The following is a 25,206-nucleotide window of genomic DNA, read 5'->3' as shown; positions in this document are numbered from 1 at the left end:
TGAGTCCATAGCTACTTCACATATTCCATCGCTACACGCGAGGTAAGCTTGGTAACCAACTCGTAAGCGATCGTGCCGATATGTTCTGCGACTTCCTCTGAAGGTAACTCTTTACCCCAAAGTGTGGCTTCATCACCGACTTTATCTTGAGCGTCCGGCCCAAGGTCGACCGTCAACATATCCATAGAGACTCGGCCTGCAATAGGCACTTTTCGTCCATTTACAAACACAGGTGTACCGTTAGGCGCAGTTCGAGGATAGCCATCACCGTAACCAATCGCGATAACACCCACTTTGGTGTCACGCTCACTGGTCCAGTTAGCACCATAGCCCACGCTTTCACCCGCTTTTACATCACGAACGGCAATCAGGTGCGAGGTAAGGGTCATCACTGGCATAAAGCCAAGCTCTTTTGCTGTTTTATTAATAAACGGCGATACACCATAAGAGATGATACCAGGGCGTACCCAATCAAGGTGACTATCAGGCCAAGCCAACAAACCAGCAGAAGCTGCCAGTGAGCGCTCCCCTTCACAACCATCAGTAAGAGACAAAAACAGCTCAGTCTGCTCTACCGTAGTCGTTCGATCCAGCTCATCAGCGCAACCAAAGTGGCTCATGTAACGAAGAGGCTTAGCTACATTCGCACATTGATGCAAACGCTCAACGAAATCTTGGTATTGCTCTGGACGAACACCCAAACGGTGCATACCGCTATCGACTTTTAGCCACACCACAACCGGCGTTTCTAGGTCGGCATTCTCTAGCGCGCTTAATTGCTCTTCACAATGCACCACCGTTTGAATGTTATTGGTGACAAGAATCGGTAAATCACCCGAAGAGTAAAAGCCTTCGAGCAACAAAATAGGTTTCACAATACCACCAGCGCGCAGCTGCAGTGCTTCCTCAATACGCGCCACACCAAACGCATCTGAGCTTTTAGAGTGCTTAGCAATTTGCAGTAAGCCGTGACCATAGCCATTGGCTTTGACAACAGACATCACTTTGCACTGCGGGGCTTTCGATTTTATTTGGCTTAGATTGTGCTCAAGCGCATTTAAGTCAATGCTCGCGGTCGCTGCTTTCATATACGTCATTAGCGATTACTCGTCATCAAATGCAGGACCTGCATAGTTATCGAAACGGGAGTGTTGCCCTTGGAATGTCAGACGAACCGAACCGATCGGGCCGTTACGTTGCTTACCGATAATGATTTCAGCGATGCCCTTCAGTGAGCTGTCTGGGTTATACACTTCATCACGGTAGATAAACATGATTAAGTCGGCATCTTGCTCAATCGAGCCCGATTCACGCAGGTCCGAGTTAACAGGGCGCTTATCGGCACGTTGCTCTAGGGAACGGTTAAGCTGAGAAAGTGCCACAACTGGAACGTTCAACTCTTTTGCTAGCGCTTTAAGGGAGCGTGAAATCTCGGCGATCTCAAGGGTACGGTTATCAGACAGTGAAGGTACACGCATCAGTTGAAGGTAGTCGATCATGATCATTGAAAGACCATCATGTTCACGAGCAATACGACGCGCACGAGAACGAACTTCGGTTGGCGTTAGGCCTGAGCTGTCATCAATGTACATGTTCTTCTTATCCATGAGGATACCCATGGTCGAAGAGATACGAGCCCAGTCTTCGTCATCAAGTTGACCGGTACGAATTTTGGTTTGGTCCACGCGAGACAGGGATGCAAGCATACGCATCATCAGCTGTTCGCCTGGCATCTCTAGCGAGAAGATAAGCACTGGCTTGTCTTGTTTCATCGCCGCGTTTTCACACAAGTTCATCGCAAACGTGGTTTTACCCATCGATGGACGTGCCGCCACAATGATCAAATCAGAACCTTGTAGACCTGCTGTTTTCTTGTTGAGGTCATTAAAGCCAGTATCAACACCTGTCACACCGTCTTGCGGAGTTTTGTACAGGATTTCGATACGCTCTAGCGTCTTCTCAAGAATACTATCTACGTTTTGCGGGCCTTCGTTTTCACTCGCACGACCTTCGGCAATCGCGAATACTTTACTCTCAGCAAGGTCGAGCAGGTCTTCTGATGTACGACCTTGTGGATCGTAACCAGAATCAGCAATCTCATTCGCCACACCAATCAGGCTACGAACTAATGCACGCTGAGCGACGATATCCGCATAAGCGTTAATGTTAGCCGCACTTGGCGTGTTCTTAGCTAGGTCAGCAAGGTAGGCAAAGCCACCCACTTCTTCAAGTTGCTCACGCAGCTCTAAGTGTTCAGAGAGTGTAATAAGATCCAGAGGAGAGCTTTCTTCAAGGATATCTTTTACCGCTTCAAAGATCAGACGGTGAGGACGGCTATAAAAGTCTTTGGCCACAACCTTTTCAGCAACCGTATCCCAGCGTTCGTTATCTAATAACAAACCGCCAATAACAGATTGCTCAGCTTCTAATGAATGTGGCGGGACCTTAATGGCGTCCACCTGATCTTTGGCTGATTTCTGACTTTTGGTATCCACTATGACTACACTCAATAACTAATAATGATCGTTCATTATACCCAAGAACACTCATTTGTAATCCGTTCCTATGAGTTTGTTTTATTATGTAGGAAGAATTTACTTATTGCTGACGAAATTAACCAAGGCTAGCATTACGATCTCGCCATTCATTCACTGTATAACTGAGGTATGCGTGTCCAAACTATTGGCTCTGAGCACTGGTCTTCTCAGCGCTGGTCTCCTGAGCGCTCCGATGGCTTTAGCTGATGATGCTAAAACCGATGTTGATGCAATCCTCGACTCGATAGTAGTACCAGAACCTACTGCTGAGCCGATCGTCGTTGAACCAGCACCAGAAGACAAAGATATGGATATCGCCCCAAGTGGTACGAGTGACACCGAGCTGCCAAGCCCACTAAAAACTGAAGTTGAGTTTGGATATCAGTCGCATACTGGTAATTCCGATTCACGCTCTCTAAACGCACGCCTAAACGGTGAATACACGGCTGGCCGCCACAGAACCAGTGGCGAATGGAAATACTACAACCTCTATAAAGATGGCGAAGAAGATAAAAGGCAATCGACTTACACGGCTCAGAGTGACTACAAGTTAAGCCCTAAAACCTATCTTTACGGCAGTTTCAAAGGCGTCGATTCACGCTACAGTGCTTACTTTAAGGACTACACCGTTTCGAGCGGTCTGGGTTACCAGTTTTCGAATACCGAAGAGTTTGTATTGGAAGTCGAAGTGGGCCCGGGTTTCCGTTACCAAGAGCCAAACCTCGATGAGATCGACGATGATGACATCATCTTTCCAGAGATCGTTGAAGAAGCGATTTTCCGTGGCAACGTTAAGACGTCATGGCAAGTTTTACCCAACTTACAACTCAAAGCCGATATAACATTGGTGTCTGGCCACAGTAACTTGAATTTTGATACCGATTTAGAAGTAATCAATAATATTACTGACAACATAGCACTGAAAATTGCTCATTCTCGCCAATACCACGACAAGGTTCCGGAAGGATTAAGCCAAGAGGACTCTGTCATGTCCATCAGCCTATTATTCACATTCTAACACTCTCAATAAAATAGCTTGAGGCAGGGGGTGTCAAAAACGTTTGCCAATAATGGCTCTTTAACAACTATGATTCGCAACACTCAATATCTGGGCTAATTATCTTCAGTCAGGAAAGTCAGACATAAAAAAACACCAGCCGAAGCTGGTGTTTAAAACTTTCATAAAGAAAGAATTCGTCTTGGTACTGAAATTACTCAGCTGCAACGATAGCGATTTTCGCAGTAGCAAAAACTTCAGAGTGAAGTTGGATGCTTACTTCGAATTCGCCGATGTTACGTAGAGCGCCTTCAGGTAGGCGTACTTCGCTCTTAGCTACTTCAACACCTGCCGCTGTGATAGCGTCAGCGATGTCACGAGTACCGATAGAACCGAATAGTTTACCTTCGTCACCAGCTTTAGAAGCGATAGAAACGCCTTCTAGAGCGTTAACTTTCTCTGCACGAGCTTCAGCAGCAGCTAGTTGCTCAGCAACTTTAGCTTCTAGTTCAGCACGACGAGTTTCGAACATCTCAACGTTACCTTTAGTTGCCATAACTGCTTTACCCTGTGGGATAAGGAAGTTACGAGCGTAACCAGATTTAACGTTTACTTGGTCGCCAAGGCCACCTAGGTTACCGATTTTATCAAGTAGAATAACTTGCATTATCTTAGTCCTCTTAAACTATTATTAACTATTACCGATTACTGATGCTTGTCAGTGTACGGTAGTAGAGCTAGGTAACGAGAACGCTTGATAGCGCGAGCTAGTTGACGCTGGTACTTAGCGCTTGTACCAGTGATACGGCTAGGTACGATTTTACCAGCTTCAGTGATGTAGTTTTTAAGAGTTGCTACGTCTTTGTAGTCAATCTCTTGTACGCCTTCTGCAGTGAAACGGCAGAATTTACGACGACGGAAGAAACGAGCCATGGGCTATCTCCTGATCTTAAATTTAATAATGCAGCCTTTCAAAACTTAGAAAGTGGTGAAAGACTTAAAACAAGTTGAGAATTTTTTAAGGCATTAAGCCAAAAAAGAATTACTCAGCAGCTGCTTCTGGTTTAGCTTCTGTACGCTCTTCGCGACGAGGAGCACGCTCTGCACGCTCTTCTTTTTGCTTAAGCATAATAGATTGCTCAGTCACAGCGCCTTTAGTGCGCATGATCATGTTACGTAGAACTGCATCGTTGAAACGGAAAGCAGTTTCTAGCTCGTCAATCACTTCTTGACCAGCTTCAACGTTCATAAGAACGTAGTGAGCTTTGTGAAGCTTGTTGATTGGGTAAGCCATTTGACGACGACCCCAGTCTTCTAGACGGTGGATAGTACCGCCAGCTTCAGTGATAGAACCAGTGTAACGCTCGATCATGCCAGCAACTTGCTCGCTTTGATCAGGGTGAACCATGAATACGATTTCGTAATGACGCATTTGGTTGCTCCTTACGGATTATTAGCTTCCACGAATGGCTCGGTCGTCCAGAGGAAGCAAGGAACTAAAGATAAATGACCGAGTTTTAAGGACGGCAAATATTATAGAAAGAACCCTGTATTGGCAAGTGGTATTTGGCGAATAATGAAACAGTTTTTCTTTCGCCATTTAGGGGCTGTTAATCTTTAGAGCTGGCTTTTGCAGCTCTTGGTGGGAAATTTCTACAAGACAGAGGCTTTGACGTGTAGCTAGCCTACGTAAAAAGCCGATAACACAGTAGAAATGAACCACAAAGGCTGCCCGAAGGGTTCGGCTAAAAACAAACGCCCACCAGCAAGTGGTGAGCGTTAATAAATTCATGGACTTAAGCCAATGTCTCTTTAAAGGTTACTGAGCTAGACGCTGACGTACCGCTTCAAACAGACAAATACCGGAAGCCACTGACACGTTCAGGCTTGATACGCTACCAGCCATCGGGATCTTGATGAGGTCATCACAGGTTTCACGCGTTAGACGACGCATACCGTCACCTTCTGCCCCCATTACCACTGCTAGAGGACCAGTTAGCTTCGCTTGGTAGATGTCGTGCGTCGCTTCACCCGCAGTACCGACAAACCATACACCTTGTTCTTGCAGAGCACGCATTGTACGAGCTAGGTTGGTTACACGTACTAGAGGAACGGTTTCAGCAGCACCACATGCAACCTTACTAACTGTTGCTGTTAATGGAGAAGAGCGGTCTTTAGGCACGATAACCGCAGCAACACCAGCCGCATCAGCATTACGCAGACAAGCACCTAAGTTATGAGGGTCTGTTACGCCATCTAGAACCAACAGTAATGGCTGTTCGTGCTGCGCTAGGATGTCATCTAGGTGAGTTTCGTTAAGCTGCTTAGCAGGCTTCACCTTAGCGATAATGCCTTGGTGGTTTGCACCTTGTGCTTTGTCATCCAGCGGCTTACGGCCCATCTGTTGAATAGATACACCAAACTGCTGTAGCTGATTCAGTAGTGGTAAAAGGCGCTCGTCTTGACGACCTTTCAGCACATACGCTTCAATGAAGCGTGCTGGATCTTTTTCTAATACGGCTTTCACCGCGTGAATACCGTAAATAAATTCGTTACTCATTGTCTCAAATTACTCTTATTGCTCAGAGATGAATGTCACTAACTCCAATGCATTCAGCTCTGCGTTGTTTATTTCGAGAGTATGCGTTTCACGCCCGACACTCTCGCATTACATTCGTTGTTAACGCTTGGCGATGTCCTACGACTTGTCCGCCCTTGCCTTGCGCGTTGCTGAGCGCTTTTTCTTCGCTCGAGCTTTTGCTGCACCTGTCTTATTACGCGATTTTTTCTTTTTCTCAGAAGCTTCTGAACTGCCATCTGGTCGCTTAGTTGGCTCAACTAATGGTTTAGCTGCGACACCCGGTTTGTTGCTCTTCACTGAGGCGCGTTTCTTACTTTTCGCCTTTTTCATTGCTTCAGCAGCACGCTTCTTGGCTGTTTTACCTTTGCCACGAGGCTGACGAACAGTGTCTTCCAAATCAAAATCAATTTGGCGAGTTTCTAGGTTAACCGCAGAAACCTTCACTTTAACTGAATCACCCAAGCGGTAGATGTTGCCAGAGCTTTCACCCACCAAGCGCTGACCAACAGCATCAAATTGGTAGTAATCGTTCGCTAACGCTGAGATGTGTACCAGACCATCAATGTGCAGTTCAGTGAGACGTACAAAGAAGCCAAAGCCCGTTACGTTAGCAATCACACCGTCCATCACTTCACCGACGTGGTCTTGCATGTATTCACATTTCAGCCAGTCGTTCACTTCACGCGTGGCGTCATCGGCACGACGCTCAGTCATTGAACACTGCTCGCCGTAGAAGTCCATTTCATCGAAAGTGTAGTGGTAACCGCCGGTTGGTGTCCAACGTTCGCTGTTGCGACCCTCTTCTTTCGCAATAAGGTACTTAATCGCACGGTGCAGAAGCAAGTCAGGGTAACGACGAATCGGCGAGGTAAAGTGAGCATAGCGTTTTAGCGCCAGACCAAAGTGACCTACGTTATCTGCGTTGTATACCGCTTGCTTCATTGAGCGTAGCAGCATGGTTTGAATTAACTCGCGATCTTCACGCTCGTTAATTTGCTGCATTAGTTTTGCGTAATCCGTTGGTGACGGAGACAAACCGCCATCTAGCGATAAGCCAAGCTCACTTAGGAAATCTTTAAAGCCTGCTAAGCGCTCTTCACCTGGAGTTTCGTGAATACGGTACAACGATGGTTCTTTCGCTTTCTCCACCAAAGAGGCAGACGCGATGTTCGCCAGAATCATACACTCTTCGATGATCTTGTGCGCATCGTTGCGAATCACGGGTTCAATACGGTCAATCTTACGATCCGCATTGAAGATAAACTTAGTCTCTACCGTTTCAAACTCAATCGCACCACGCTCGTCACGAGTCTGCTTCAGTACTTTGTACATTCTGTGTAGCTCTTCTAGATGCGGCACTTCTTGAACGTAACGCTCACGAAGTTCTTCGTTGCCATCTAGGATTGCCCCTACTTTGTTATAAGTAAGACGAGCATGAGAGTTCATTACCGCTTCATAGTGCTTGTAACCAGACAGTTTACCTTTATCTGAGATAGTCATCTCACACACCATGCACAAACGGTCTACTTGAGGGTTCAATGAACATAAACCATTAGAAAGCACTTCTGGCAACATTGGTACAACTTGCGATGGGAAGTAAACCGAGTTACCACGATTGATCGCTTCTTTGTCTAACGCAGTATCAGGACGAACATAATAGCTAACATCTGCAATCGCTACCCATAGGCGCCAGCCACCACCTTTCTCCGCTTCACAATAAACCGCATCATCGAAGTCACGTGCATCTTCACCATCGATTGTTACCAATGGCAATTTACGCAGGTCAACACGCCCCTCTTTCGCTTCTTCAGGTACATGCTCACCCAAATTAGCAATTTGTTTATCAACAGCTTCTGGCCACTCATTTGGGATCTGGTGGGTATGAATCGCAATCTTGGTTTCCATGCCCGGAGCCATGTTTTCACCAAGTACTTCAGTTACCTTACCCATCATGTTACGAGAGCGACCGCCACGGTCAGTTATTTCAATCACAACCACATTCCCCATTCGAGCTCCGCCTTTATGCTCGGTTGGGATGAGAATGTCATGACTGATACGTGAATCGTCAGCAACCACATAAGAGTGACCATACTCCAAGAAGAAACGACCGACGATTGGCGTAGTACGTTCTTCAAGCACGCGAACTAAACGACCTTCACGACGGCCACGCTTGCTGTTTTCCGTTGGCTGAGCCAGAACGTAGTCACCGTGCATGGTGGTTTTCATCTGATGATGCGGCAGTAGAATATCGTCATCCTTGCCTTTGCTGCCATCAGGACGAACCCAGCCATGACCGTCTTTGTGGCCAATCACATAGCCTTTCACTAGCTCCAGTTTTTCAGGTAGCGCGTAGCATTGGCGACGAGTGAAGACAAGCTGTCCATCACGCTCCATAGCACGTAAACGACGACGTAGCCCTTCATATTGTTCTTCTCCAGCAAGGCCAAGCGCTTCGAATAGGTCATTGCGGTTCATTGGAATATTCGCTTCCGTTAGAAACGATAAAATGAACTCTCGGCTTGGTACTGGATTGTCGTAATTCTTCGACTCTCGATCGGCAAAAGGATCAACGTTAGTGGTAGCTGTCGTGTTTTCTGACATCGGTGTGTTTTTTGACATAGGCGGGCCTGCTTAAGCAAGGAAGGTATATCCCTCTAGTATATCCGATGCTAGAGGTAAGCTACAGATATGCTTTAGAAAACCCGAAAATAACCTCAGATTGATACATATCTTCATTTTGTGAAACATCACTTCACAGTAACGGACTACTATCAGAATTTTACGCAAACGATAAAACAAACGTTTGCCTCATGCGTTAAATGCACTATTATCCAGACACTTTTACCAACTCCTGTTCTAAGTATTGATATGAAATTAAAACGCACCTTATTGGCTTCAGCAATGGCGAGCCTTGCGCTATTCCCATTCGTAAGTTCTGCGATGGAAAAAGCTGACCTTATGATTACCGATGCAATGGTTCTAACCATGAACCAAGACAAAACGGTTTATGAGAGCGGAACGGTTGTCGTCAAAGACAATAAAATCATTGCGGTTGGCGATGCTTCACTCAAGAAGCAATACAAGGCTGAGCAAGTGCTAGACGTCGATGGCGATATCGTAATGCCAGGCCTAATCAATACTCACACCCATGTATCAATGACGGTTTTCCGTTCACTGGCTGATGATGTGCCAGACCGACTACACCGCTACATCTTCCCACTAGAGAAGAAGTTAGTATCACGCGATATGGTGCGCATTGGTGCTAACCTAGGTAACGTTGAAATGGCCAAAGGCGGTGTGACAACTTACGCCGACATGTACTACTTCGAGGATGAAGTTGCAAAAACGGTCGATAAGATTGGTATGCGTGCCATCCTTGGTGAGACCGTTATTAAGTTCCCAGTTGCCGATGCTGCAAACGCTGAAGAAGGTATCAAGTACGCGTTGAATTTCATTGAAGAATATAAGGATCACCCACGTATTACTCCTGCATTTGCACCACATGCGCCTTACACCAACACCACAGAGATCCTGCAGAAGATTTCTAAGTTATCACTAGAGCTAGATGTGCCAGTGATGATCCACCTTGCAGAATCGCACCGTGAAGTAGAGAAGATCGCAGAGCGTTCAGAAGGCTTATCGCCGGTTCAATACATGGATAGCATTGGCGCACTCAACAAAAACCTGGTTGGTGCACACATGATCTTAGTTGACGACCATGACATTGAGCTTGTTAAAAAATCAGATATGGGTGTCGCTCATAACATGAGTGCAAACATCAAGTCGGCAAAAGGCGTATCACCAGCACTACAGATGTATGATGAGAATGTACGTATCGGTTTAGGCACAGATGGCCCAATGTCTGGCAACACTCTGAGCACCATTGATGAATTCAACCAAGTGGCTAAAGTTCATAAGCTAGTCAATAAAGATCGTGCAGCAATGCCGCCGATCAAAGTGATCGACATGGCAACAATGGGCGCTGCAAAAGCGCTACACATGGAAGATAAGATCGGCTCCCTTGAAGCCGGTAAGCTAGCAGACATCATAGTGATCGATACTAAAGCACCAAACATGGTTCCTGTTTACAACCCGTATTCAGCACTGGTGTATTCAGCTAACTCTGGCAATGTTCGTCACACGATCATCGATGGCAAAATCATCATGCAAGATCGCGACATGCTAACGGTAGATGAAGATAAGATTCGTCAGGAGGCGCTCGATTTCACCAAGGTAGTTCGTGAAACCGTTATCGAATCAGGTGAAGTAGTTCAATAAGTTCGCTATCGAATAACATGACTATCTAAACGTAAAAAGCCCCGCACTAATTCAGTTAGGCGGGGCTTCTTTTCTCTTGTAACCTGTAACAATGAGTGCAGGAGTCATTACAGGTTTCTAGTTCTGTCTTACCAGAACGCGTTTCGGCGTTTTGCTCGAGCAATAATATTGTCTGGCATTCTCTTTTCCAGACCACTTCGCAATACAGTAATGCGCTTGTGTTGCCTTTGATCTGCCGTGACCGAGTTGTATAACCAGCGGTAAGCATCTTCGTAATCTAACGGGCTGCCATAGTCACGCAACAACAACTCTGCGAGATGAATACTGGCACTCAGGTTCCCCAAAGAGGCCGCTTCACGCAGGTATGGGATCGCACGCTCTTGGTCTTGTTGAACCAAGGTTCCACGAGCATAATAACGACCTAATTGCTCTAGTGCTGCAGGTAAACCTTGGTGTGCCGCGTTTTCCATATAGTAAAGACCCAGCTCTACATCTTGAGGAACGCATACACCCCACGCTAGCATATCGCCGTATAAAAACTCATAAGAAGGCAAGCTAATACGCGTTGCACGAGCAACGATATCTTCAACTAACTGGCACTTATCAGCTTTCACTCGCTCTAGGTGTTGATTATTCTCGATTAAATTAATCAGTTCAGCTTCTGTATATATTGGAACCGGCTCCCCGACATCAGCCAAATTTGCCTGACTCAAGGGTGAGCTCAGCGCCATTATCAATGAAGCTGCCACAATTCGTAGCTTCATACCTGCACTCTATTATCGGTTTTAAAAACGAATCGAGCCTTTGGGCAACCTAAACTCAATTACATTTCACTCACTATGATATCTGTATCGGCAACTAAGCGTATCGCTTTAGACAAAATTTGCCGCAAATGGGCAATTTTTTGCCAGATGGTGTTCAAAAGATCATCACAGAAAGCTATATACCAATCGTAGTAAATAACTGCTCACTCTAGCTTGTTAAAATACTCGATAACTTCGTTAGAATTTTTGATTGTAGAATAACTACTTATCGAAAAATTCTGCCTTGTTCTCAAGCATTTTTCCGGCGCTATTTTTGATCACTTACTTACTGTGATTGGTATCGTCCCTCAAATTACAAGTATAAAAAAGCCGACTTAAGAAAGTCGGCTTTTAGAAAACGATTTAATTATCAAAGCACTAAAGGTGCAGTAGTAATCACTCAATCAGGCATTATGCGCTGTATGGGTGAACCTTGATGATAGTTTCGTTACGGTCTGGACCAGTTGATACGATATCAATTGGCACACCTGTTAGGTCTTCGATACGTTTGATGTAATCAAGAGCAGCTTGTGGAAGCGCGTCGATTGACTTGGCACCAAATGTTGTTTCAGACCAACCTGGCATTGTTTCGTAGATTGGCGTTGCTTCTTCAAAAGATTCAGCAGCCATTGGAGAAACTTCTAGGATAGAACCATCAGCCATCTTGTAGCCAGTACAGATCTTGATCTCTTCTAGGCCGTCAAGAACGTCTAGTTTAGTCAGACACATACCAGTTAGAGAGTTGATTTGGATTGCACGACGCATAGCAACAGCATCGAACCAACCAGTACGACGTAGACGACCAGTCGTTGCGCCAAACTCGTGGCCAACATCACCTAGGTGCTTACCAATTGGGTCTTGCTTCTCAAGGCCATCGTATAACTCAGTTGGGAATGGACCAGAACCAACACGAGTACAGTAAGCCTTAGTAATACCAAGGATGTAACCGATGTGACGAGGACCAAAACCAGAACCTGCAGCAACACCACCAGCAGTCGTGTTAGAAGAAGTTACGTATGGGTAAGTACCGTGGTCGATATCTAGTAAAGTACCTTGAGCGCCTTCGAACATGATCTTGTCGCCGCGCTTACGTGCTGTGTCTAGTTCGTCAGTTACGTCCATAACCATTGAAGTTAGTAGATCTGCGTAACCCATGCACTGCTCAAGTACATCTTCGTAGCTTACTGTTTCAGCTTTGTAGAAGTGCTCTAGTTGGAAGTTATGGAATTCCATTACTTCTTTTAGTTTTTCAGCGAACATTTCTTTATCGAAAAGATCACCAACGCGTAGACCGCGACGAGCAACTTTATCTTCGTAAGCTGGACCGATACCACGACCAGTTGTACCAATAGCTTTCGCGCCACGAGCGATTTCACGCGCGTTATCGATAGCGATGTGGTAAGGAAGAATTAGTGGACAAGCTTCAGAAACGAAAAGGCGCTCGCGAACTGGGATACCGCGCTCTTCAAGAGGCTTCATTTCTTTAAGAAGTGCTTCAGGCGAAAGTACAACACCGTTACCGATAACACATTTAACGTTATCGCGCAGGATGCCTGATGGAATTAAGTGAAGAACGGTTTTTTCACCGTCAATTACAAGTGTATGACCTGCATTGTGACCGCCTTGGTAGCGAACCACGTATTTTGCATCTTCAGTTAAAAGGTCAACGATTTTACCTTTACCTTCATCACCCCATTGGGTGCCTAGAACGACTACGTTATTTCCCATCTTTCCAATTTCTGTTGCTAATTAAAAATGGATTCTAGCACTGAATCACACTTCTTGCAGTCACTTTTTGTTCATAAACGTTAACGCTGTACAAAAATAAAACAGCGATTACGAAGGGCAGATCGCTAAAGATGCTGATATCATTATATTTTTATAGATATAAGGCAGCATCATGTCTGATTCAATTTGGCTCACAATTGGGCTTGTTCTCATCGTGGAAGGGCTTGGCCCATTAATCGCACCAAATGGCTGGAGAAATATGGTCGCTCAGCTAAGCGAGCAGCCCGATACTCAATTACGCCGCATTGGTGGCTGCCTTGTTGTCGCTGGCGCCGTGATCGCTTTTATGACACACCACTAATTCACGTCATCACTTCTCAGAATAGCTTCTCTGTATAATTCCTTAGCATTGCTAGATGAAAGATAGTTCGAGCAACCACTCTCTCATAGCAGCTCAAGACAAGATGAAATGCAGAATCCCAAAAAGCAAAAAGGCTCCCACAATGGGAGCCTTTTGAGTCTTAACATGTCTCGTTATTGAAGGACTGCGTTTGCTGCTTCAATAACTACTCAGCTTATTTCGCTGGAGCACCGCTCGCTTGATTCATGTACTGGAAGAATTCACTCTTTGGATCCAATACTAGAATATCACTCTTAGAGCTGAACGATTTCTTGTAGGCTTTGAGAGAGCGTAGCAAACTGAAAAACTCTGGGTCTTGATTGTACGCATCCGCATATATCTTAGCTGCCGTTGCGTCCGCCTCACCACGAGTCACACGAGCCGTTTTATCTGCCTCAGCAAGAATGGTTGCCACCTCAAGCTCAGCTTGAGCTCGGATAACTTCTGCTTTCTCACGACCTTGAGAGCGGAATTTACGAGCTACGGACTCACGCTCTGCACGCATACGACGGTAAATAGACTCACTAATTTCATCAGGTAAGTTGATCTTCTTAATACGGAAGTCAACAACTCTTACACCCAAATCTTTTAGTGCGCTCTTGCGAGTATCATCCAAAACCTCTTGCATGATTTGATCACGTTCGCCATCAATCTCTAACGCTTTCAATGCAGCTTCATTCGCTAATTCATCTTCAACGCCGTCTGCAAGCTCTTTACTCTTGTCGCTAGGACCAGAAATGATTTGCTTGATTTCGCGAGAACCGATTTCAGAACGTAAAACATCGGTTACCTTGCGCTCAAGTAGTGCCTCTGCTTGCATTGCATTACCACCCCCTGTCGCCAGATAGTAACGACCGAAGTCCTCAATACGCCATTTTACGTACGAATCAATGATTACGTCTTTTTTCTCCGAAGTTACGAAACGATCAGAGCGGCCATCCATGGTTTGAATTAGCGCGTCTAATCGCTGTACGCGATCAAACATCGGCATTTTGAAATGCAAACCCGGCTCATAGATGCGAGTGATTTCGTTATTGTCTTTCAGAACACGACCAAAACGAACAACAATGCCACGCTCACCTTCTGGAATCACAAACAGTGACATCAACATAAGAGCCAATGCAATCACTAATACAGGGATCATTAACTTACGCATTCTTAGTATCTCCCTTGACGTGATGTTGAGCGAGTTTCAGAGTTAGATTTTGGTGCAACGTCTTTACGGTCAGACTCTAGTTGAATCTCATCATAAGCAGAACCTGTTCTCGATTTGCGAGCTTTAGCACTTTCGTTATCATGACCGGCTAACTTGTCAATCGGAAGGTACAGCAAGTTGCCGCTTGATTCTGAATCAATAAGAACCTTAGACGTATTACTATATACTTCTTCCATTGTATCTAGATACAGACGATTACGTGTCACTTCAGGAGCAGCAGCGTATTCAGGAAGTAGTTTTTCAAACTGAGCTACCTGACCCTCTGCTTCATTAGTAATACGCTCTCTGTAACCTTGCGCTTCTTTCTTCAAACGCTCAGCACGACCTGTCGCTTTTGGTAAGATTTCGTTTTTGTAAGCCTCAGCTTCACGAATGAAACGCTCTTCATCCTCACGAGCAGCAATGGCATCGTCAAACGCATCTTTAACTTGCTCAGGCGGACGTGCCGACTGGAAGTTTACGTCAACCAAGGTGATACCCATGTCATAGCTATCGATAATTTGGTTCAACGTCTCTTGCGTACTTTGACGAATCTGCTGACGACCGCTGGTTAGGATCGCGTCCATCAGAGAATCACCAATCACTGCTCTCAAAGCAGAGTCTGTCGCTTGATGTAAGCTATCGTCCGCATCCGTCACTCGGTAGAGATACTTGTATGGATCAGTTACACGATACTGAACATCCATTGATACATTCACTACATTTTCATCTTTCGTCAGCATTGTGCCCGATGCGCGCAGTGAGCGGATCGCTTGAACATTGACCAGCTGTCTATCGCTGATTTGATCGATGAAACGTGGATGCCAGTTAAGACCAGGCTCTTCAATACGATCAAACTGACCTAATCGAAGTACAACCGCTCTCTCTGCTTCGCCAACGGTATAGAAACCAGCGAAGAACCAGATAGCGATAGCAATAACAGCAATGACACCAAAGCCAATTGCACCGCCACCACCAATAGATGATCCGTTTCCGTTGCCACCTTTTTTACCAAACTTGCCACCCAACTTTTGACTCAGCTTGTTAAACACTTCGTCTAGGTCTGGCGGTCCTTGATCTCGGCCACCGCGATTATTTTTATTGCCCCAAGGGTCATTATCGCGGCCGTTATCGCCGTTGTTATTTCCAGGCTCATTCCACGCCATTAGAAAACTCCATCATTTGATATGACGTTATACTGTAGCAGTCTCTGAGGTAACGATAAAGTCACCCAAGAGCGCCCCTTCTCTTTTTTCAAGTTTAGACCAATCTATCTGTTGCATTCGGATATCTATCAACAAGTTACCATTTTCATCATACTCTTCCTGTTGAATACATTTCAGCTGGAAAAATAAACTACGAATTCGGCCTTGATGTTGATGCGGAATACACAGTCGGTATTGAACCATTTGACTCGCTAAACGCTCAGTTAAAGCTTCAAACAGCAGTTCGATACCGTCGCCTTCCATTGCAGAAACCCAAACAGCGCGTGGCGCGCCATCTTCGTCTCTATCAATGCGAGGTTTTTGGTCTTCCATGCAGTCAATCTTGTTCATGACTACAAGGGTTGGCACTTCATGAGCATCGATTTCTTCCAATACATCATGAACAGCCTGAATGTTCTCACGAAAGCGGTCATCACTGGCATCAACAACATGTAACAAAATGTCAGCTTCCTGCGTCTCTTGTAACGTAGCCTTGAACGCAGCGACCAAGTCGTGTGGTAGATGACGGATAAAACCTACAGTGTCTGCGAGAATCGCAGGCCCGACATCTGGCAAATCAATCTTACGTAGTGTTGGGTCTAGTGTTGCAAACAGTTGGTCTGCCGCATAAACACCGGCACTAGTGATTCGATTGAAAAGCGTTGATTTCCCCGCGTTGGTATAACCAACTAATGAAACGGTTGGAATCTCAGCTCGATTACGAGCGCGTCGCCCTTGTTCACGTTGCTTAGCTACCTTAGCTAAACGACGTAATATTGCCTTTATACGGTCACGCAACAAACGTCGATCGGTTTCCAGTTGAGTTTCACCTGGACCACGAAGACCAATACCACCTTTCTGCCTTTCAAGGTGAGTCCAACCACGAATCAATCGGGTAGAGATATGACGAAGCTGAGCGAGCTCAACTTGTAGCTTACCTTCATGAGTTCGCGCACGTTGTGCAAAGATATCTAAGATCAAACCCGTGCGATCAATCACACGACATTTACACAATTGCTCGAGGTTTCGCTCTTGGGCAGGAGAGAGGGAGTGGTTAAAAATCACAATTTCAGCACCGGTCAGCTGAACAGCTTGTGCGATTTCTAGGGCTTTACCTTCTCCGACATAGTATTTAGGGAGTGGGGATTGGCGGCTACCAGTAATCACTTGTAGCGTTTCTACCCCCGCAGAAGAGACCAGCATTTCGCATTCGCTTAAGTCTTCCCATTCTCCCTCATGCGTGAAGTTGATATGAACAAGTACGGCTCGCTCACCGGATTCATAACGGTCAAACAAGCAACCAACTCCTTATCACAGCATTTGCTGTGTTAATTGAACGATTAATCTTCTGTCTTCTCAGCACGATCAGATGGAGCACGTTGCTCGCCGCTGTGGTGACTCACTGCACGAGCAGGAACCACAGTAGAAATCGCATGCTTGTAAACCATTTGGTTTACCGTGTTCTTCAGCAAGATCACGAATTGATCGAAAGACTCGATCTGACCCTGCAGCTTAATACCGTTTACAAGATAGATTGAGACTGGAATGCGCTCACGGCGGAGTGCATTTAGGAATGGGTCTTGTAGCGATTGCCCCTTAGCCATTTTATTTTCCTTATTTTGTATTTTGTTGTAATTATTTAGCTAGTGGTGCACAAAAAGGTGCGGCCTTTGCATCTGAGCTAAATGAATAAAAAAACTCCGTTGTTATTGAAAGGCTGTGATTTTAAAAAGCCTCAATAACGGATCCTTTCCAGAGTATATTCACGCAAAAGCGATAACATTATACACAGCAATACTAATCAGATGCTATTGCATCTGAAAGAGTTTCTAACGCTTGATCAATGTTTTCGCTATCCAACCAAGTTAAATCATCCCAACTGCGCAACCAGGTGATCTGTCGCTTGGCCAACTGACGGGTTGCACAGACACCACGGAAAACCGCTTCGTCTAAATCACAATTACCATCTAAGTAATCCCACATCTGCCTATAACCAACGCATCGGATCGATGGCAATTCAGGATGAAGATCTTCTCTGGCGTACAGCGCCTTCATTTCTTCTTCAAACCCTGCTTCGATCATCTTCTCGAAACGCAGCTCAATGCGGCGATGGAGTTCTTTCCTTTCCTTGGGAGCTATTGCAAATTGTTTTACACGAAATGGCAGGCTATCGCCTTTCGTTTGAGTTAGCTCTGTTAATGTTTTACCCGAAATTCGATAAACTTCCAATGCCCTTGAAAGCCTTTGTGGATCATTTGGGTGTATTCTTTCAGCGGATACGGGATCTATCTCTCTTAATTGAGCATGTAATGCTTGCCAACCTTGCTCAATAGATTCCGCTTCAATCTGCTTGCGAATTTCAGGATCCGCAGCCGGTAGTGGCGATAAACCTTCCAACAACGCTTTGTAGTAAAGCATGGTGCCGCCCACTAAAAGAGGGATCTTGCCTTGGGCAACGATCTCGTTCATCTCTTTCAGAGCATCACGACGAAAATCTGCCGCAGAGTACGCTTCGCTTGGGTCAAGAATATCAATCAAGCGATGAGGCGCGAGCGCAAGCTCTTCTGCATCCGGTTTAGCGGTGCCGATATCCATGTCTTTGTAGATAAGTGCCGAATCGACACTGATGATCTCTACTGGGTATTTCTGACGTAAGCGGATAGCTAAATCTGTTTTTCCTGATGCCGTTGGGCCCATTAAAAACAACGCTAAAGGTAATTTTTCAGTCATGATATTTAGTATTTGTTTCTCAGTTATAGCACTTTTTAGCAAAGGGCTTTTGTCACGAGGGATTCGCGTTCAAAAATAGCGTCCCATCGTAAAAATAAAATCATACACAGCCTAAGCCGTAAAATAGCTTAATTTACCAGTAAACTAAGCCATAAATGCCGCAATAGTCGCCGAAAAGTCGATAGGGTTAACAAACTCAGGATCATCTAATGGGAGTAGACCATGCCAAAGTTGTTCAAGTTCCCCAACTAATTGAACCGCTTCAGATAGAGTGTAGTCGCTTTTTACTTGTGAGGTTTGAACCCCGATCCAGTTAACCAAAGCTGGCAACATGTCATTAGGTTGCTTCACTGTACTCTGGGCATTTATTGAAGCCGCGTACGATAACAGATCTGGGATCAGAATTTGTAAGTTTTGCTGTCTTAATGGAGAAGGAACCCCCATCACCATGACCGCTTCACTGTTTCGAACTTTAAGCTCAATACCAAGACGAGCCAGTGGTTGGCTCAATGCCTTCGCCACCTCAACCAATTCACTGCCAATTTTAAGCGATAAAGGCACCAGTAATGGCTGGCTTTTCAATGCCCCACTTCGTGTATCGAGCTGGCCAATAACGCGCAGTAATTCCGCTTTAGCCAAGGAGACCAACACGCAACCATTCTTATTGCCCATCATCAGGAACTGACGCTCGACAATAGAGACCGCCTTACCTAATTCAGTGACTGGTGTTCTTGGCTTCGACTGAGGTAGCTTCTGTTGAGGCAACTCAGCTTCGCTTGGCGCTGTTTGCAACATTGGCTGTTGAGCCTCTGATGGCGCATCCGTTTGACGCTCAAAATCTGGCGTTTTCAATAGCTCTTTGTAAGCGCTCACCTCGCGCTTCGAAGGTGCAGGTTCGGCGTGGTGTTGATGTGACTCTTTCTCTTTTTTCGGAGCAGGTCGTGATTCTGTCCACTCTTGACGAGGTGAACCGGTAAAACTGGTTTCACGAGCAGACGAGTTTCGGTTAGCCGATGAACCTAGATTACTTAAAGAGCCGCAGCTTGAAGAACCTCTGTTAGACGCTGAGCCATAGTGCTGACCACCGTCATGAACACTGTGTTGAGGCTGGTTATAAGCTTGCTCGGATTCTGCTTTTCTCGGATAGGCTGGAGTCTGCTCAATGGCATGTCGCACCCTTTCAGAAACCTGCGATTGTTCCGAATGAGCTGGGACATTGCTTTCTGGAGCACTAAAACTCGTCGTCTCTTCCGCTTCAGGCACAGAACTATTTTGCTGATAGTTAGGGGCTTCTGATTGGTGGAAAGCGGATTGATTAATAGGCGCTGCATCGACTTGCTTACTTTGTGCTAAGCCATCGCTCAGTGCTTGATAAATAAAATCATGCACCAGACGAGCCTGATGAAAGCGCACTTCATGTTTAGCAGGGTGAACGTTCACATCGACTTGATGCGGGTCTAGCTCAATGAAGAGTACGTAAGTTGCAAATTGGTCTGGACGCAAGCTAGTTTCGTAGCTTTGACGAATCGCATGATTGATCAGTTTGTCACGCATCATGCGACCATTCACATAGCAGTATTGTAAGTCGCTTTGCTGCCTTGCCCCTTCTGGCGTGGTGATCCAACCGTGAAGTTTTAACCCTTGATGCTCAAGCTCTATCTTGAGCATATGACGAACAAATGGATTACCACATACTGCAGCAATGCGTTTTTCGGCTTGAACCTCTGTCTTAGCTGAGCGGTACTGACGAATCATCTTGCCGTTGTGACGCAGATTGATCGTCACATCGAAGCGACTTAGGGCGATGCGCTTAAGCAGCTCATCAATATGAGTGAATTCGGTTTTTTCAGTACGTAAGAATTTGCGGCGTGCCGGAGTATTGAAAAACAGATCCAGCACTTCAACCGAGGTGCCAATTGGGTGTGCGGCAGGCTGCAATTTTACCTGCATGTCTCGGCCTTCACTGTGCGCAGCCCAAGCTTGATCTTGAGTAGCAGGGCGTGAAGTCATAGTTAAACGCGCCACTGAGCTGATACTCGCTAGCGCTTCACCACGGAAACCTAGGCTGACGATAGCCTCAAGGTCATCAAGAGTATGGATTTTAGAAGTAGCGTGGCGACTTAGTGCGAGAGCAAGCTCATCTTTTACGATGCCCTTACCGTTATCACGAACACGGATCATCTTGGCGCCACCTTTCTCTATATCAATATCGATACGTGTCGCGCCAGAATCCAAACTGTTCTCAACCAGCTCTTTTACAACAGAGGCTGGCCTTTCTACCACTTCACCCGCTGCGATTTGGTTCGCTAAGCGAGCTGGCAGTATTTTGATCGTCATATTTATAGCTACCTTACTGCCATCCATAGAAGCCCTTCCAAGCTTAGAAGGCACTTCTATGTTAGTTAAACTCGATTATTTATGAGGAATAATCAGCACTTGTCCAATCGCCAGTTCATCAGAGCGGAGCTTATTCGCTTGGCGAATACTGTTCACACTCACACCGTATTTAGCGGCGATCTTGCCTAAGTAATCGCCTCTTGCGACTTTATGTTTGCGCAGAGGAATATCTTTAACCTCAACCGTAATACGTAACTTTTGACCGACTCTTACTGTTTCTGATTTTAGACGGTTCTCACGTTTAATATCAGCCACAGACACTTTATAACTGCTAGCGATCTTACCTAGGTATTCTCCAGACTTAACCGTATGAGTGATAGTCTTAGTTTTAACCGCACTGCTTGATGATGAGCTTGAAGCGCTGCCTGGAATCTTAAGCACTTGGCCAATCGCTAGGCTGCTTGATTTCAGGTTGTTGTATTTCATCAATGCTTGTGTCGATGTGCCGTACTTACTCGCAATCACCGATAACGATTCACCACGAGACACCTTGTGCTGACTCACACTGCCTGTTGATGATGTCGCATTAGACAAGATAATCCCTTCAGGCGGGTTCTCTTTTAGGTACTTCACCACGGCTTTAGTCACAGCACGCGCAAGTTTATCTTGATGCGAACGTTGGAAAAGTAACTTCTCTTCCGTTGGGTTTGAAATAAAGCCCGTTTCTACCAATACCGATGGGATCTGCGGTGAGCGCAATACTGCCAAACTCGTATTAATCGGCTTACTGTTGTGTAGTTTAGCAACTTTCCCCATTTCAGACAGAATCGCTGTTGCCAGTTTATAGCCCTCTTTCTGAGAGTGGCTAAATTGCAGGTCCAACAGAGTTTGGTTGACGTTCTTATCATCAATGTTGCTAGTGAAAGCAGTACCCGTGCCTCCCAACAATTCTGATTGTTTCTCTTTATTCTCAATCCAACGGGAGATTTCTGTATTCGCACGTCGAGTGTTCAGCACAAACACCGAACCGCCTCGAGGCTGAGGTGTAGTAAAGGCATCCGCGTGAATAGAGATCAATAGGTGTGCTTCATTCTCACGAGCGATAGCAACACGTCGATTGAGGTTTACAAAGTAGTCAGCATTACGAGTCATACGAGTTTTGATACCCGGTATCGCATTCAATTGAGCAGCTAACTTTTTAGAAATACTCAGCGTCGCATCTTTTTCATATTTACGACTTGGGCCGATCGAGCCTGGGTCTTCACCACCATGCCCAGGATCAATCACAATCAAGATATCTTTCTGACGCTTAACCTGATTAATATCTTTACTTACCGTTGGCTTACTTGGTTTTATCGTTGGTTTACTCTTGCTTACCGTACCATGAGGCAGATCGATCACCAAGCGGTGCCCATATTGACCGCCCGGTGTTGGGCTTAACTTAAAAAGGTTAACTTTAGAGGATTTCTTCAACTCGAAAACTAAGCGATAGGTTCCTTTCTGTGGGGGAGAGCTTTTACGAACTTTAGAAAGTACTGGACTATCTTTCACCACCACCGGCAGCTTAGTCGCCAATTCGGTATTTTTTAAATCAACAACCAAGCGGCTTGGGCTACTCAGTGTGAAATAGCTAAAGTCGACCTCAGATTTAAGATCGATAACCACACGCGTGTCTTCAGGTGAAGGCCAAACCCTCAAACCTTTTAGTGAATTCGCAGAAACCAATGATGAAAATAGTAAGGAGAAAACAGCAGCCATCATGGCTACTGTTGGCAAAAGGCGTCTAGAAATCAACATAACTCCAACTGACTAAGTAAGCGCTGTCCGTATTCACTATTAGCGGTTAGGGAAACAATACGGTGATCGTCTTGGTAACGAATATCAATATCCATGTCCGCTTCTGGTAGCAGCCCTTGGCCTTTCTCTGGCCATTCAACCAAACAGATCGCGTCAGGCGTAAAGTAATCACGAATCCCCATAAACTCGAGTTCTTCAGGATCGGCTAGGCGGTAAAGATCAAAGTGATACACCTGCCAATCTGCAAGTTGATAAGGTTCAACTAGAGTATACGTTGGGCTCTTTACATTTCCTTGATGACCAAGTGCTTTTACAAAGCCGCGACTAAACGTCGTTTTACCTGCGCCAAGATCACCATGTAGATAAATCGTTGTCTGCTGTGAGCAAAGATTAGCAAGCTCCGTTCCTAGTTGAATCGTTGCTTGTTCATCTTTCAAAGTAAATTGTTTAGTGCTCATGAATACGTTCTCTAAAAATCGATCGTTGACTATATAAAAATCAAAAGAACAAGAATAGTAAACCGTGATGCTTTTGAGAGACAAGCACTCAAGTGTAAGTTCTATGAAAAATACTATTCAAAACACGTCTGTTCTGGTCAACACCACTAAGATCCGTTAAGATCCGCCCCCATTTTTGCCGAACCTCATTTTAGTTATCCTTATCTCTATAAGAATGAAGCCATGAATCTAGACCATCTTTCTGAAAAAATTAAAATTTGGGGAAAAGAGCTAGGCTTTCAAAAAGTTGGCATCTGTGATGTTGCTTTAAGTGAACACGAAGCCCCTCTTCAAGCATGGCTAGATGCGGGTCATCATGGCGAAATGGATTGGATGGCCCGTCATGGCATGATGCGCGCACGTCCTAATGAACTTCACCCAGGAACCATTCGAGTGATCAGCGCCCGAATGAACTACCTACCACCAGAAGCTCAATTTGCCTCAAACCTCAGTGATACCACTCAAGGTTACATCAGCCGTTATTCTTTAGGTCGCGATTATCACAAATTGTTCCGTAACCAATTGAAAAAGCTGGGGCAACGAATTGAAAAAGAGGTCGAAGGTTTAGACTCTCGTCCTTTCGTCGATTCTGCACCTATTTTAGAAAGACCACTTGCTCAAAAAGCAGGGCTTGGCTGGACAGGTAAACACTCACTCATACTCGATAAAGACGCGGGCTCTTGGTTCTTCCTTGGAGAGCTACTAGTGAACATTCCTCTTCCAGTCGATGAGCCGAGTGTTGACGAATGTGGAAAATGCACCGCATGTATCACCTCCTGCCCAACCGGCGCCATTATTGCTGATGGTGTGGTTGATGCTCGAAAATGTATTTCATATTTAACGATTGAATACGATGGCGTAATCCCAGAGGAATTCAGAGAAGCAATTGGGAACCGAATCTATGGTTGCGATGACTGCCAATTGGTTTGTCCATGGAATCGACACGCTGATATCACTGAGCAAAAAGACTTCCACCGCAGAGAAGATTTTAAAGAAGCCGACCTAGTTATACTCGCAAGTTGGGATGAAGCGACCTTCTTAAAGAAAATGGAAGGCTCAGCGATTAGACGTATTGGTCATACCCAATGGTTACGCAATATTTATGTTGCTATGGGTAATGCACCATACCAACAACGTATTGTTGAAACCTTAGAGTCTCACCGAGGTAATTGCGACATGTTAGATGTTCATATCGAGTGGGCTTTAGAAAAACAATTACAGCAATTGCCGAGCATGATGGAGGTTCAAAAAGGTAATAGCAAAGTCGCAACTAAAAAGCATCGACTGATACGCATTGTTGAGAAAGGACTACCAAGAGATGCTTAGCCCTACATATGCCAATGTCTGGCAGGCTAGCTCTTACTAACAGTCCAATATTTAAGATAACTCGTTGCACATAATTTTAGAACAATGTTTGACCTTGTTCTCAATTTTGGCAATGTGGAAAAAATTCAGAACTCTCGTAAACTTCCGACACCTACACAAAGTTAAACACAGTACCGATAAATGATTAAGATCAAAAAACAACAAGTTAACGATCTTTCATCAAATCCAGCATACGCACACAAACCCATACAAAACAATAGGTTACAAACATTAAGGTTTCGCTAACATATTGAAAACAAGAAAGATCTTCTTGAGAGATATAAAGAATTAAGCCTAAAATAACTTTATCAACCAAGTTATCCACATCTAACTATTTGTGGATAAGTCTGTTTATAGATGTGAAAAGCATCAAGTATCTACTTCAGAGACCTGATGATTACTAGCATTCCAGTTGCTAAGAAAAATTTAAGACAAAAAAATATCCACCATGATGGAGGATTATTTGCTTTTTTGGGGAATTATGCTTCGCAGCATTAAAGAAAGAGCTTAGGCTTAAAGCCTATATCTAAGCCAGATAGCTTAAAAAGAAATTGGAGCAGCACACAAGGTTCCCGATCTTCAAGAATTAGGTATGACATCAACCTTGTTAAGGTTGCACTCTGCCAGAATGCCCTTTATGTACAACTCTAAAAATGGAGCGACACAAGAGGTTCCCGATCTTCAAGGATTAGGCGTGACCTCAACCTTGGCAAGGATTGCACTCTGCCAAAATGCTCTTCATGTTTCACTTTCAAA

Annotated in this window: 21 protein-coding genes; 4 read left to right on the top strand and 17 right to left on the bottom strand. The window is 45.1% G+C overall.

Translation table 11 applies throughout. The features are described from left to right. Window positions 1–11: 11 nt before the first annotated feature. Window positions 12–1,088 (bottom strand): alanine racemase, encoded by a 1,077-nt coding sequence (alr, locus tag ACTRWI_RS11825; protein WP_499131632.1) that lies wholly within the window; start codon window positions 1,086–1,088, stop codon window positions 12–14. A gap of 15 nt (window positions 1,089–1,103) precedes the next feature. Beyond that, window positions 1,104–2,495, bottom strand: a complete 1,392-nt coding sequence (locus ACTRWI_RS11820; RefSeq protein ID WP_004741275.1) for a replicative DNA helicase — start codon at window positions 2,493–2,495, stop codon at window positions 1,104–1,106. Between the two features lie 235 nt (window positions 2,496–2,730). Between ACTRWI_RS11820 and ACTRWI_RS11815 the strand changes: the two genes are divergently transcribed. After that, window positions 2,731–3,555: a DUF481 domain-containing protein gene (locus ACTRWI_RS11815; RefSeq protein ID WP_499131588.1), complete on the top strand. Its 825-nt coding sequence runs from the start codon at window positions 2,731–2,733 to the stop codon at window positions 3,553–3,555. A gap of 193 nt (window positions 3,556–3,748) precedes the next feature. Here ACTRWI_RS11815 and rplI read toward each other — a convergent pair whose 3' ends face one another. The 5 genes from rplI to rnr all read right to left on the bottom strand — a co-directional run bounded on the left by rplI (window position 3,749) and on the right by rnr (window position 8,734). Then, complete coding sequence (rplI, locus tag ACTRWI_RS11810) at window positions 3,749–4,201, bottom strand: 50S ribosomal protein L9 (RefSeq protein WP_004741277.1); 453 nt, start codon at window positions 4,199–4,201, stop codon at window positions 3,749–3,751. 38 nt (window positions 4,202–4,239) lie between these two features. Next, complete coding sequence (rpsR, locus tag ACTRWI_RS11805) at window positions 4,240–4,467, bottom strand: 30S ribosomal protein S18 (RefSeq protein ID WP_000090472.1); 228 nt, start codon at window positions 4,465–4,467, stop codon at window positions 4,240–4,242. Window positions 4,468–4,576: 109 nt separating this feature from the next. Further along, window positions 4,577–4,966, bottom strand: a complete 390-nt coding sequence (gene rpsF / locus ACTRWI_RS11800; protein WP_004741278.1) for a 30S ribosomal protein S6 — start codon at window positions 4,964–4,966, stop codon at window positions 4,577–4,579. A 387-nt stretch (window positions 4,967–5,353) separates the two neighbouring features. Beyond that, complete coding sequence (rlmB, locus tag ACTRWI_RS11795) at window positions 5,354–6,094, bottom strand: 23S rRNA (guanosine(2251)-2'-O)-methyltransferase RlmB (RefSeq protein ID WP_004741280.1); 741 nt, start codon at window positions 6,092–6,094, stop codon at window positions 5,354–5,356. Between the two features lie 138 nt (window positions 6,095–6,232). Further along, window positions 6,233–8,734 (bottom strand): ribonuclease R, encoded by a 2,502-nt coding sequence (gene rnr / locus ACTRWI_RS11790; RefSeq protein ID WP_499131584.1) that lies wholly within the window; start codon window positions 8,732–8,734, stop codon window positions 6,233–6,235. 249 nt (window positions 8,735–8,983) lie between these two features. Here rnr and ACTRWI_RS11785 point away from each other — a divergent pair, with 249 nt between their 5' ends. Beyond that, entirely contained in the window at window positions 8,984–10,393 is a 1,410-nt protein-coding gene (locus tag ACTRWI_RS11785) for an amidohydrolase (protein WP_499131582.1), read from the top strand. A gap of 128 nt (window positions 10,394–10,521) precedes the next feature. On the opposite strand, the gene motX is transcribed toward ACTRWI_RS11785, so the two are convergent. Both motX and ACTRWI_RS11775 read right to left on the bottom strand, forming a co-directional pair. Then, the gene (motX, locus tag ACTRWI_RS11780) at window positions 10,522–11,157 is read right to left on the bottom strand and encodes a flagellar protein MotX (RefSeq protein ID WP_499131580.1); all 636 of its coding nucleotides are present in this window, start codon (window positions 11,155–11,157) and stop codon (window positions 10,522–10,524) included. 450 nt (window positions 11,158–11,607) lie between these two features. Then, window positions 11,608–12,924: an adenylosuccinate synthase gene (locus ACTRWI_RS11775; protein ID WP_499131579.1), complete on the bottom strand. Its 1,317-nt coding sequence runs from the start codon at window positions 12,922–12,924 to the stop codon at window positions 11,608–11,610. Window positions 12,925–13,096: 172 nt separating this feature from the next. Here ACTRWI_RS11775 and ACTRWI_RS11770 point away from each other — a divergent pair, with 172 nt between their 5' ends. Beyond that, window positions 13,097–13,285, top strand: coding sequence for a DUF2065 domain-containing protein (locus tag ACTRWI_RS11770; protein WP_499131578.1), 189 nt, complete (start codon window positions 13,097–13,099; stop codon window positions 13,283–13,285). Between the two features lie 214 nt (window positions 13,286–13,499). On the opposite strand, the gene hflC is transcribed toward ACTRWI_RS11770, so the two are convergent. The 8 genes from hflC to tsaE form a co-directional block, all read right to left on the bottom strand. Then, window positions 13,500–14,480 carry a protease modulator HflC gene (gene hflC, locus ACTRWI_RS11765; protein WP_499131577.1) on the bottom strand — a complete coding sequence of 327 codons (981 nt, stop codon included), beginning with the start codon at window positions 14,478–14,480 and terminating at the stop codon, window positions 13,500–13,502. Between the two features lie 2 nt (window positions 14,481–14,482). Further along, a complete protein-coding gene (gene hflK / locus ACTRWI_RS11760) occupies window positions 14,483–15,685 on the bottom strand; it encodes an FtsH protease activity modulator HflK (protein WP_499131576.1) in 1,203 nt (400 codons plus the stop codon). Window positions 15,686–15,712: 27 nt separating this feature from the next. After that, the gene (hflX, locus tag ACTRWI_RS11755) at window positions 15,713–17,020 is read right to left on the bottom strand and encodes a ribosome rescue GTPase HflX (protein ID WP_499131575.1); all 1,308 of its coding nucleotides are present in this window, start codon (window positions 17,018–17,020) and stop codon (window positions 15,713–15,715) included. 44 nt (window positions 17,021–17,064) lie between these two features. After that, the gene (hfq, locus tag ACTRWI_RS11750; RefSeq protein WP_004741290.1) at window positions 17,065–17,328 is read right to left on the bottom strand and encodes an RNA chaperone Hfq; all 264 of its coding nucleotides are present in this window, start codon (window positions 17,326–17,328) and stop codon (window positions 17,065–17,067) included. A gap of 193 nt (window positions 17,329–17,521) precedes the next feature. Further along, window positions 17,522–18,454, bottom strand: coding sequence for a tRNA (adenosine(37)-N6)-dimethylallyltransferase MiaA (miaA, locus tag ACTRWI_RS11745; protein WP_499131574.1), 933 nt, complete (start codon window positions 18,452–18,454; stop codon window positions 17,522–17,524). A 144-nt stretch (window positions 18,455–18,598) separates the two neighbouring features. Then, window positions 18,599–20,791, bottom strand: a complete 2,193-nt coding sequence (gene mutL, locus ACTRWI_RS11740) for a DNA mismatch repair endonuclease MutL (RefSeq protein ID WP_499131573.1) — start codon at window positions 20,789–20,791, stop codon at window positions 18,599–18,601. 75 nt (window positions 20,792–20,866) lie between these two features. After that, on the bottom strand, window positions 20,867–22,588 hold the full coding sequence (locus tag ACTRWI_RS11735) for an N-acetylmuramoyl-L-alanine amidase (protein WP_499131571.1): 1,722 nt from the start codon (window positions 22,586–22,588) through the stop codon (window positions 20,867–20,869). Then, on the bottom strand, window positions 22,582–23,046 hold the full coding sequence (tsaE, locus tag ACTRWI_RS11730) for a tRNA (adenosine(37)-N6)-threonylcarbamoyltransferase complex ATPase subunit type 1 TsaE (RefSeq protein WP_499131570.1): 465 nt from the start codon (window positions 23,044–23,046) through the stop codon (window positions 22,582–22,584). Before tsaE ends, ACTRWI_RS11735 begins: the two co-directional genes overlap by 7 nt. Before the next feature lie 222 nt (window positions 23,047–23,268). On the opposite strand from tsaE, the gene queG reads away from it, so the two are divergent. Further along, window positions 23,269–24,411 (top strand): tRNA epoxyqueuosine(34) reductase QueG, encoded by a 1,143-nt coding sequence (queG, locus tag ACTRWI_RS11725; RefSeq protein ID WP_499131567.1) that lies wholly within the window; start codon window positions 23,269–23,271, stop codon window positions 24,409–24,411. The last annotated feature ends 795 nt before the right edge of the window (window positions 24,412–25,206 follow it).

The sequence above is a fragment of the Pseudoalteromonas sp. G5_S1_14_S5 genome (assembly GCF_054968605.1).
The sequence above is the reverse complement of the archived record's forward strand: the minus strand, read 5'-3'. Positions and strand labels throughout refer to the sequence as shown.

Coding starts and splice junctions, on each gene's coding strand:
- hflK (WP_499131576.1), bottom strand. CDS start 15,685: ATGGCGTGGAATGAGCCTGGAAATAACAACGGCGATAACGGCCGCGAT.
- queG (WP_499131567.1), top strand. CDS start 23,269: ATGAATCTAGACCATCTTTCTGAAAAAATTAAAATTTGGGGAAAAGAG.
- hflC (WP_499131577.1), bottom strand. CDS start 14,480: ATGCGTAAGTTAATGATCCCTGTATTAGTGATTGCATTGGCTCTTATG.
- ACTRWI_RS11735 (WP_499131571.1), bottom strand. CDS start 22,588: ATGTTGATTTCTAGACGCCTTTTGCCAACAGTAGCCATGATGGCTGCT.
- ACTRWI_RS11815 (WP_499131588.1), top strand. CDS start 2,731: ATGGCTTTAGCTGATGATGCTAAAACCGATGTTGATGCAATCCTCGAC.
- ACTRWI_RS11770 (WP_499131578.1), top strand. CDS start 13,097: ATGTCTGATTCAATTTGGCTCACAATTGGGCTTGTTCTCATCGTGGAA.
- tsaE (WP_499131570.1), bottom strand. CDS start 23,046: ATGAGCACTAAACAATTTACTTTGAAAGATGAACAAGCAACGATTCAA.
- rpsF (WP_004741278.1), bottom strand. CDS start 4,966: ATGCGTCATTACGAAATCGTATTCATGGTTCACCCTGATCAAAGCGAG.
- mutL (WP_499131573.1), bottom strand. CDS start 20,791: ATGACGATCAAAATACTGCCAGCTCGCTTAGCGAACCAAATCGCAGCG.
- rnr (WP_499131584.1), bottom strand. CDS start 8,734: ATGTCAAAAAACACACCGATGTCAGAAAACACGACAGCTACCACTAAC.
- hfq (WP_004741290.1), bottom strand. CDS start 17,328: ATGGCTAAGGGGCAATCGCTACAAGACCCATTCCTAAATGCACTCCGC.
- rplI (WP_004741277.1), bottom strand. CDS start 4,201: ATGCAAGTTATTCTACTTGATAAAATCGGTAACCTAGGTGGCCTTGGC.
- alr (WP_499131632.1), bottom strand. CDS start 1,088: ATGAAAGCAGCGACCGCGAGCATTGACTTAAATGCGCTTGAGCACAAT.
- rpsR (WP_000090472.1), bottom strand. CDS start 4,467: ATGGCTCGTTTCTTCCGTCGTCGTAAATTCTGCCGTTTCACTGCAGAA.
- ACTRWI_RS11785 (WP_499131582.1), top strand. CDS start 8,984: ATGAAATTAAAACGCACCTTATTGGCTTCAGCAATGGCGAGCCTTGCG.
- rlmB (WP_004741280.1), bottom strand. CDS start 6,094: ATGAGTAACGAATTTATTTACGGTATTCACGCGGTGAAAGCCGTATTA.
- motX (WP_499131580.1), bottom strand. CDS start 11,157: ATGAAGCTACGAATTGTGGCAGCTTCATTGATAATGGCGCTGAGCTCA.
- miaA (WP_499131574.1), bottom strand. CDS start 18,454: ATGACTGAAAAATTACCTTTAGCGTTGTTTTTAATGGGCCCAACGGCA.
- ACTRWI_RS11775 (WP_499131579.1), bottom strand. CDS start 12,924: ATGGGAAATAACGTAGTCGTTCTAGGCACCCAATGGGGTGATGAAGGT.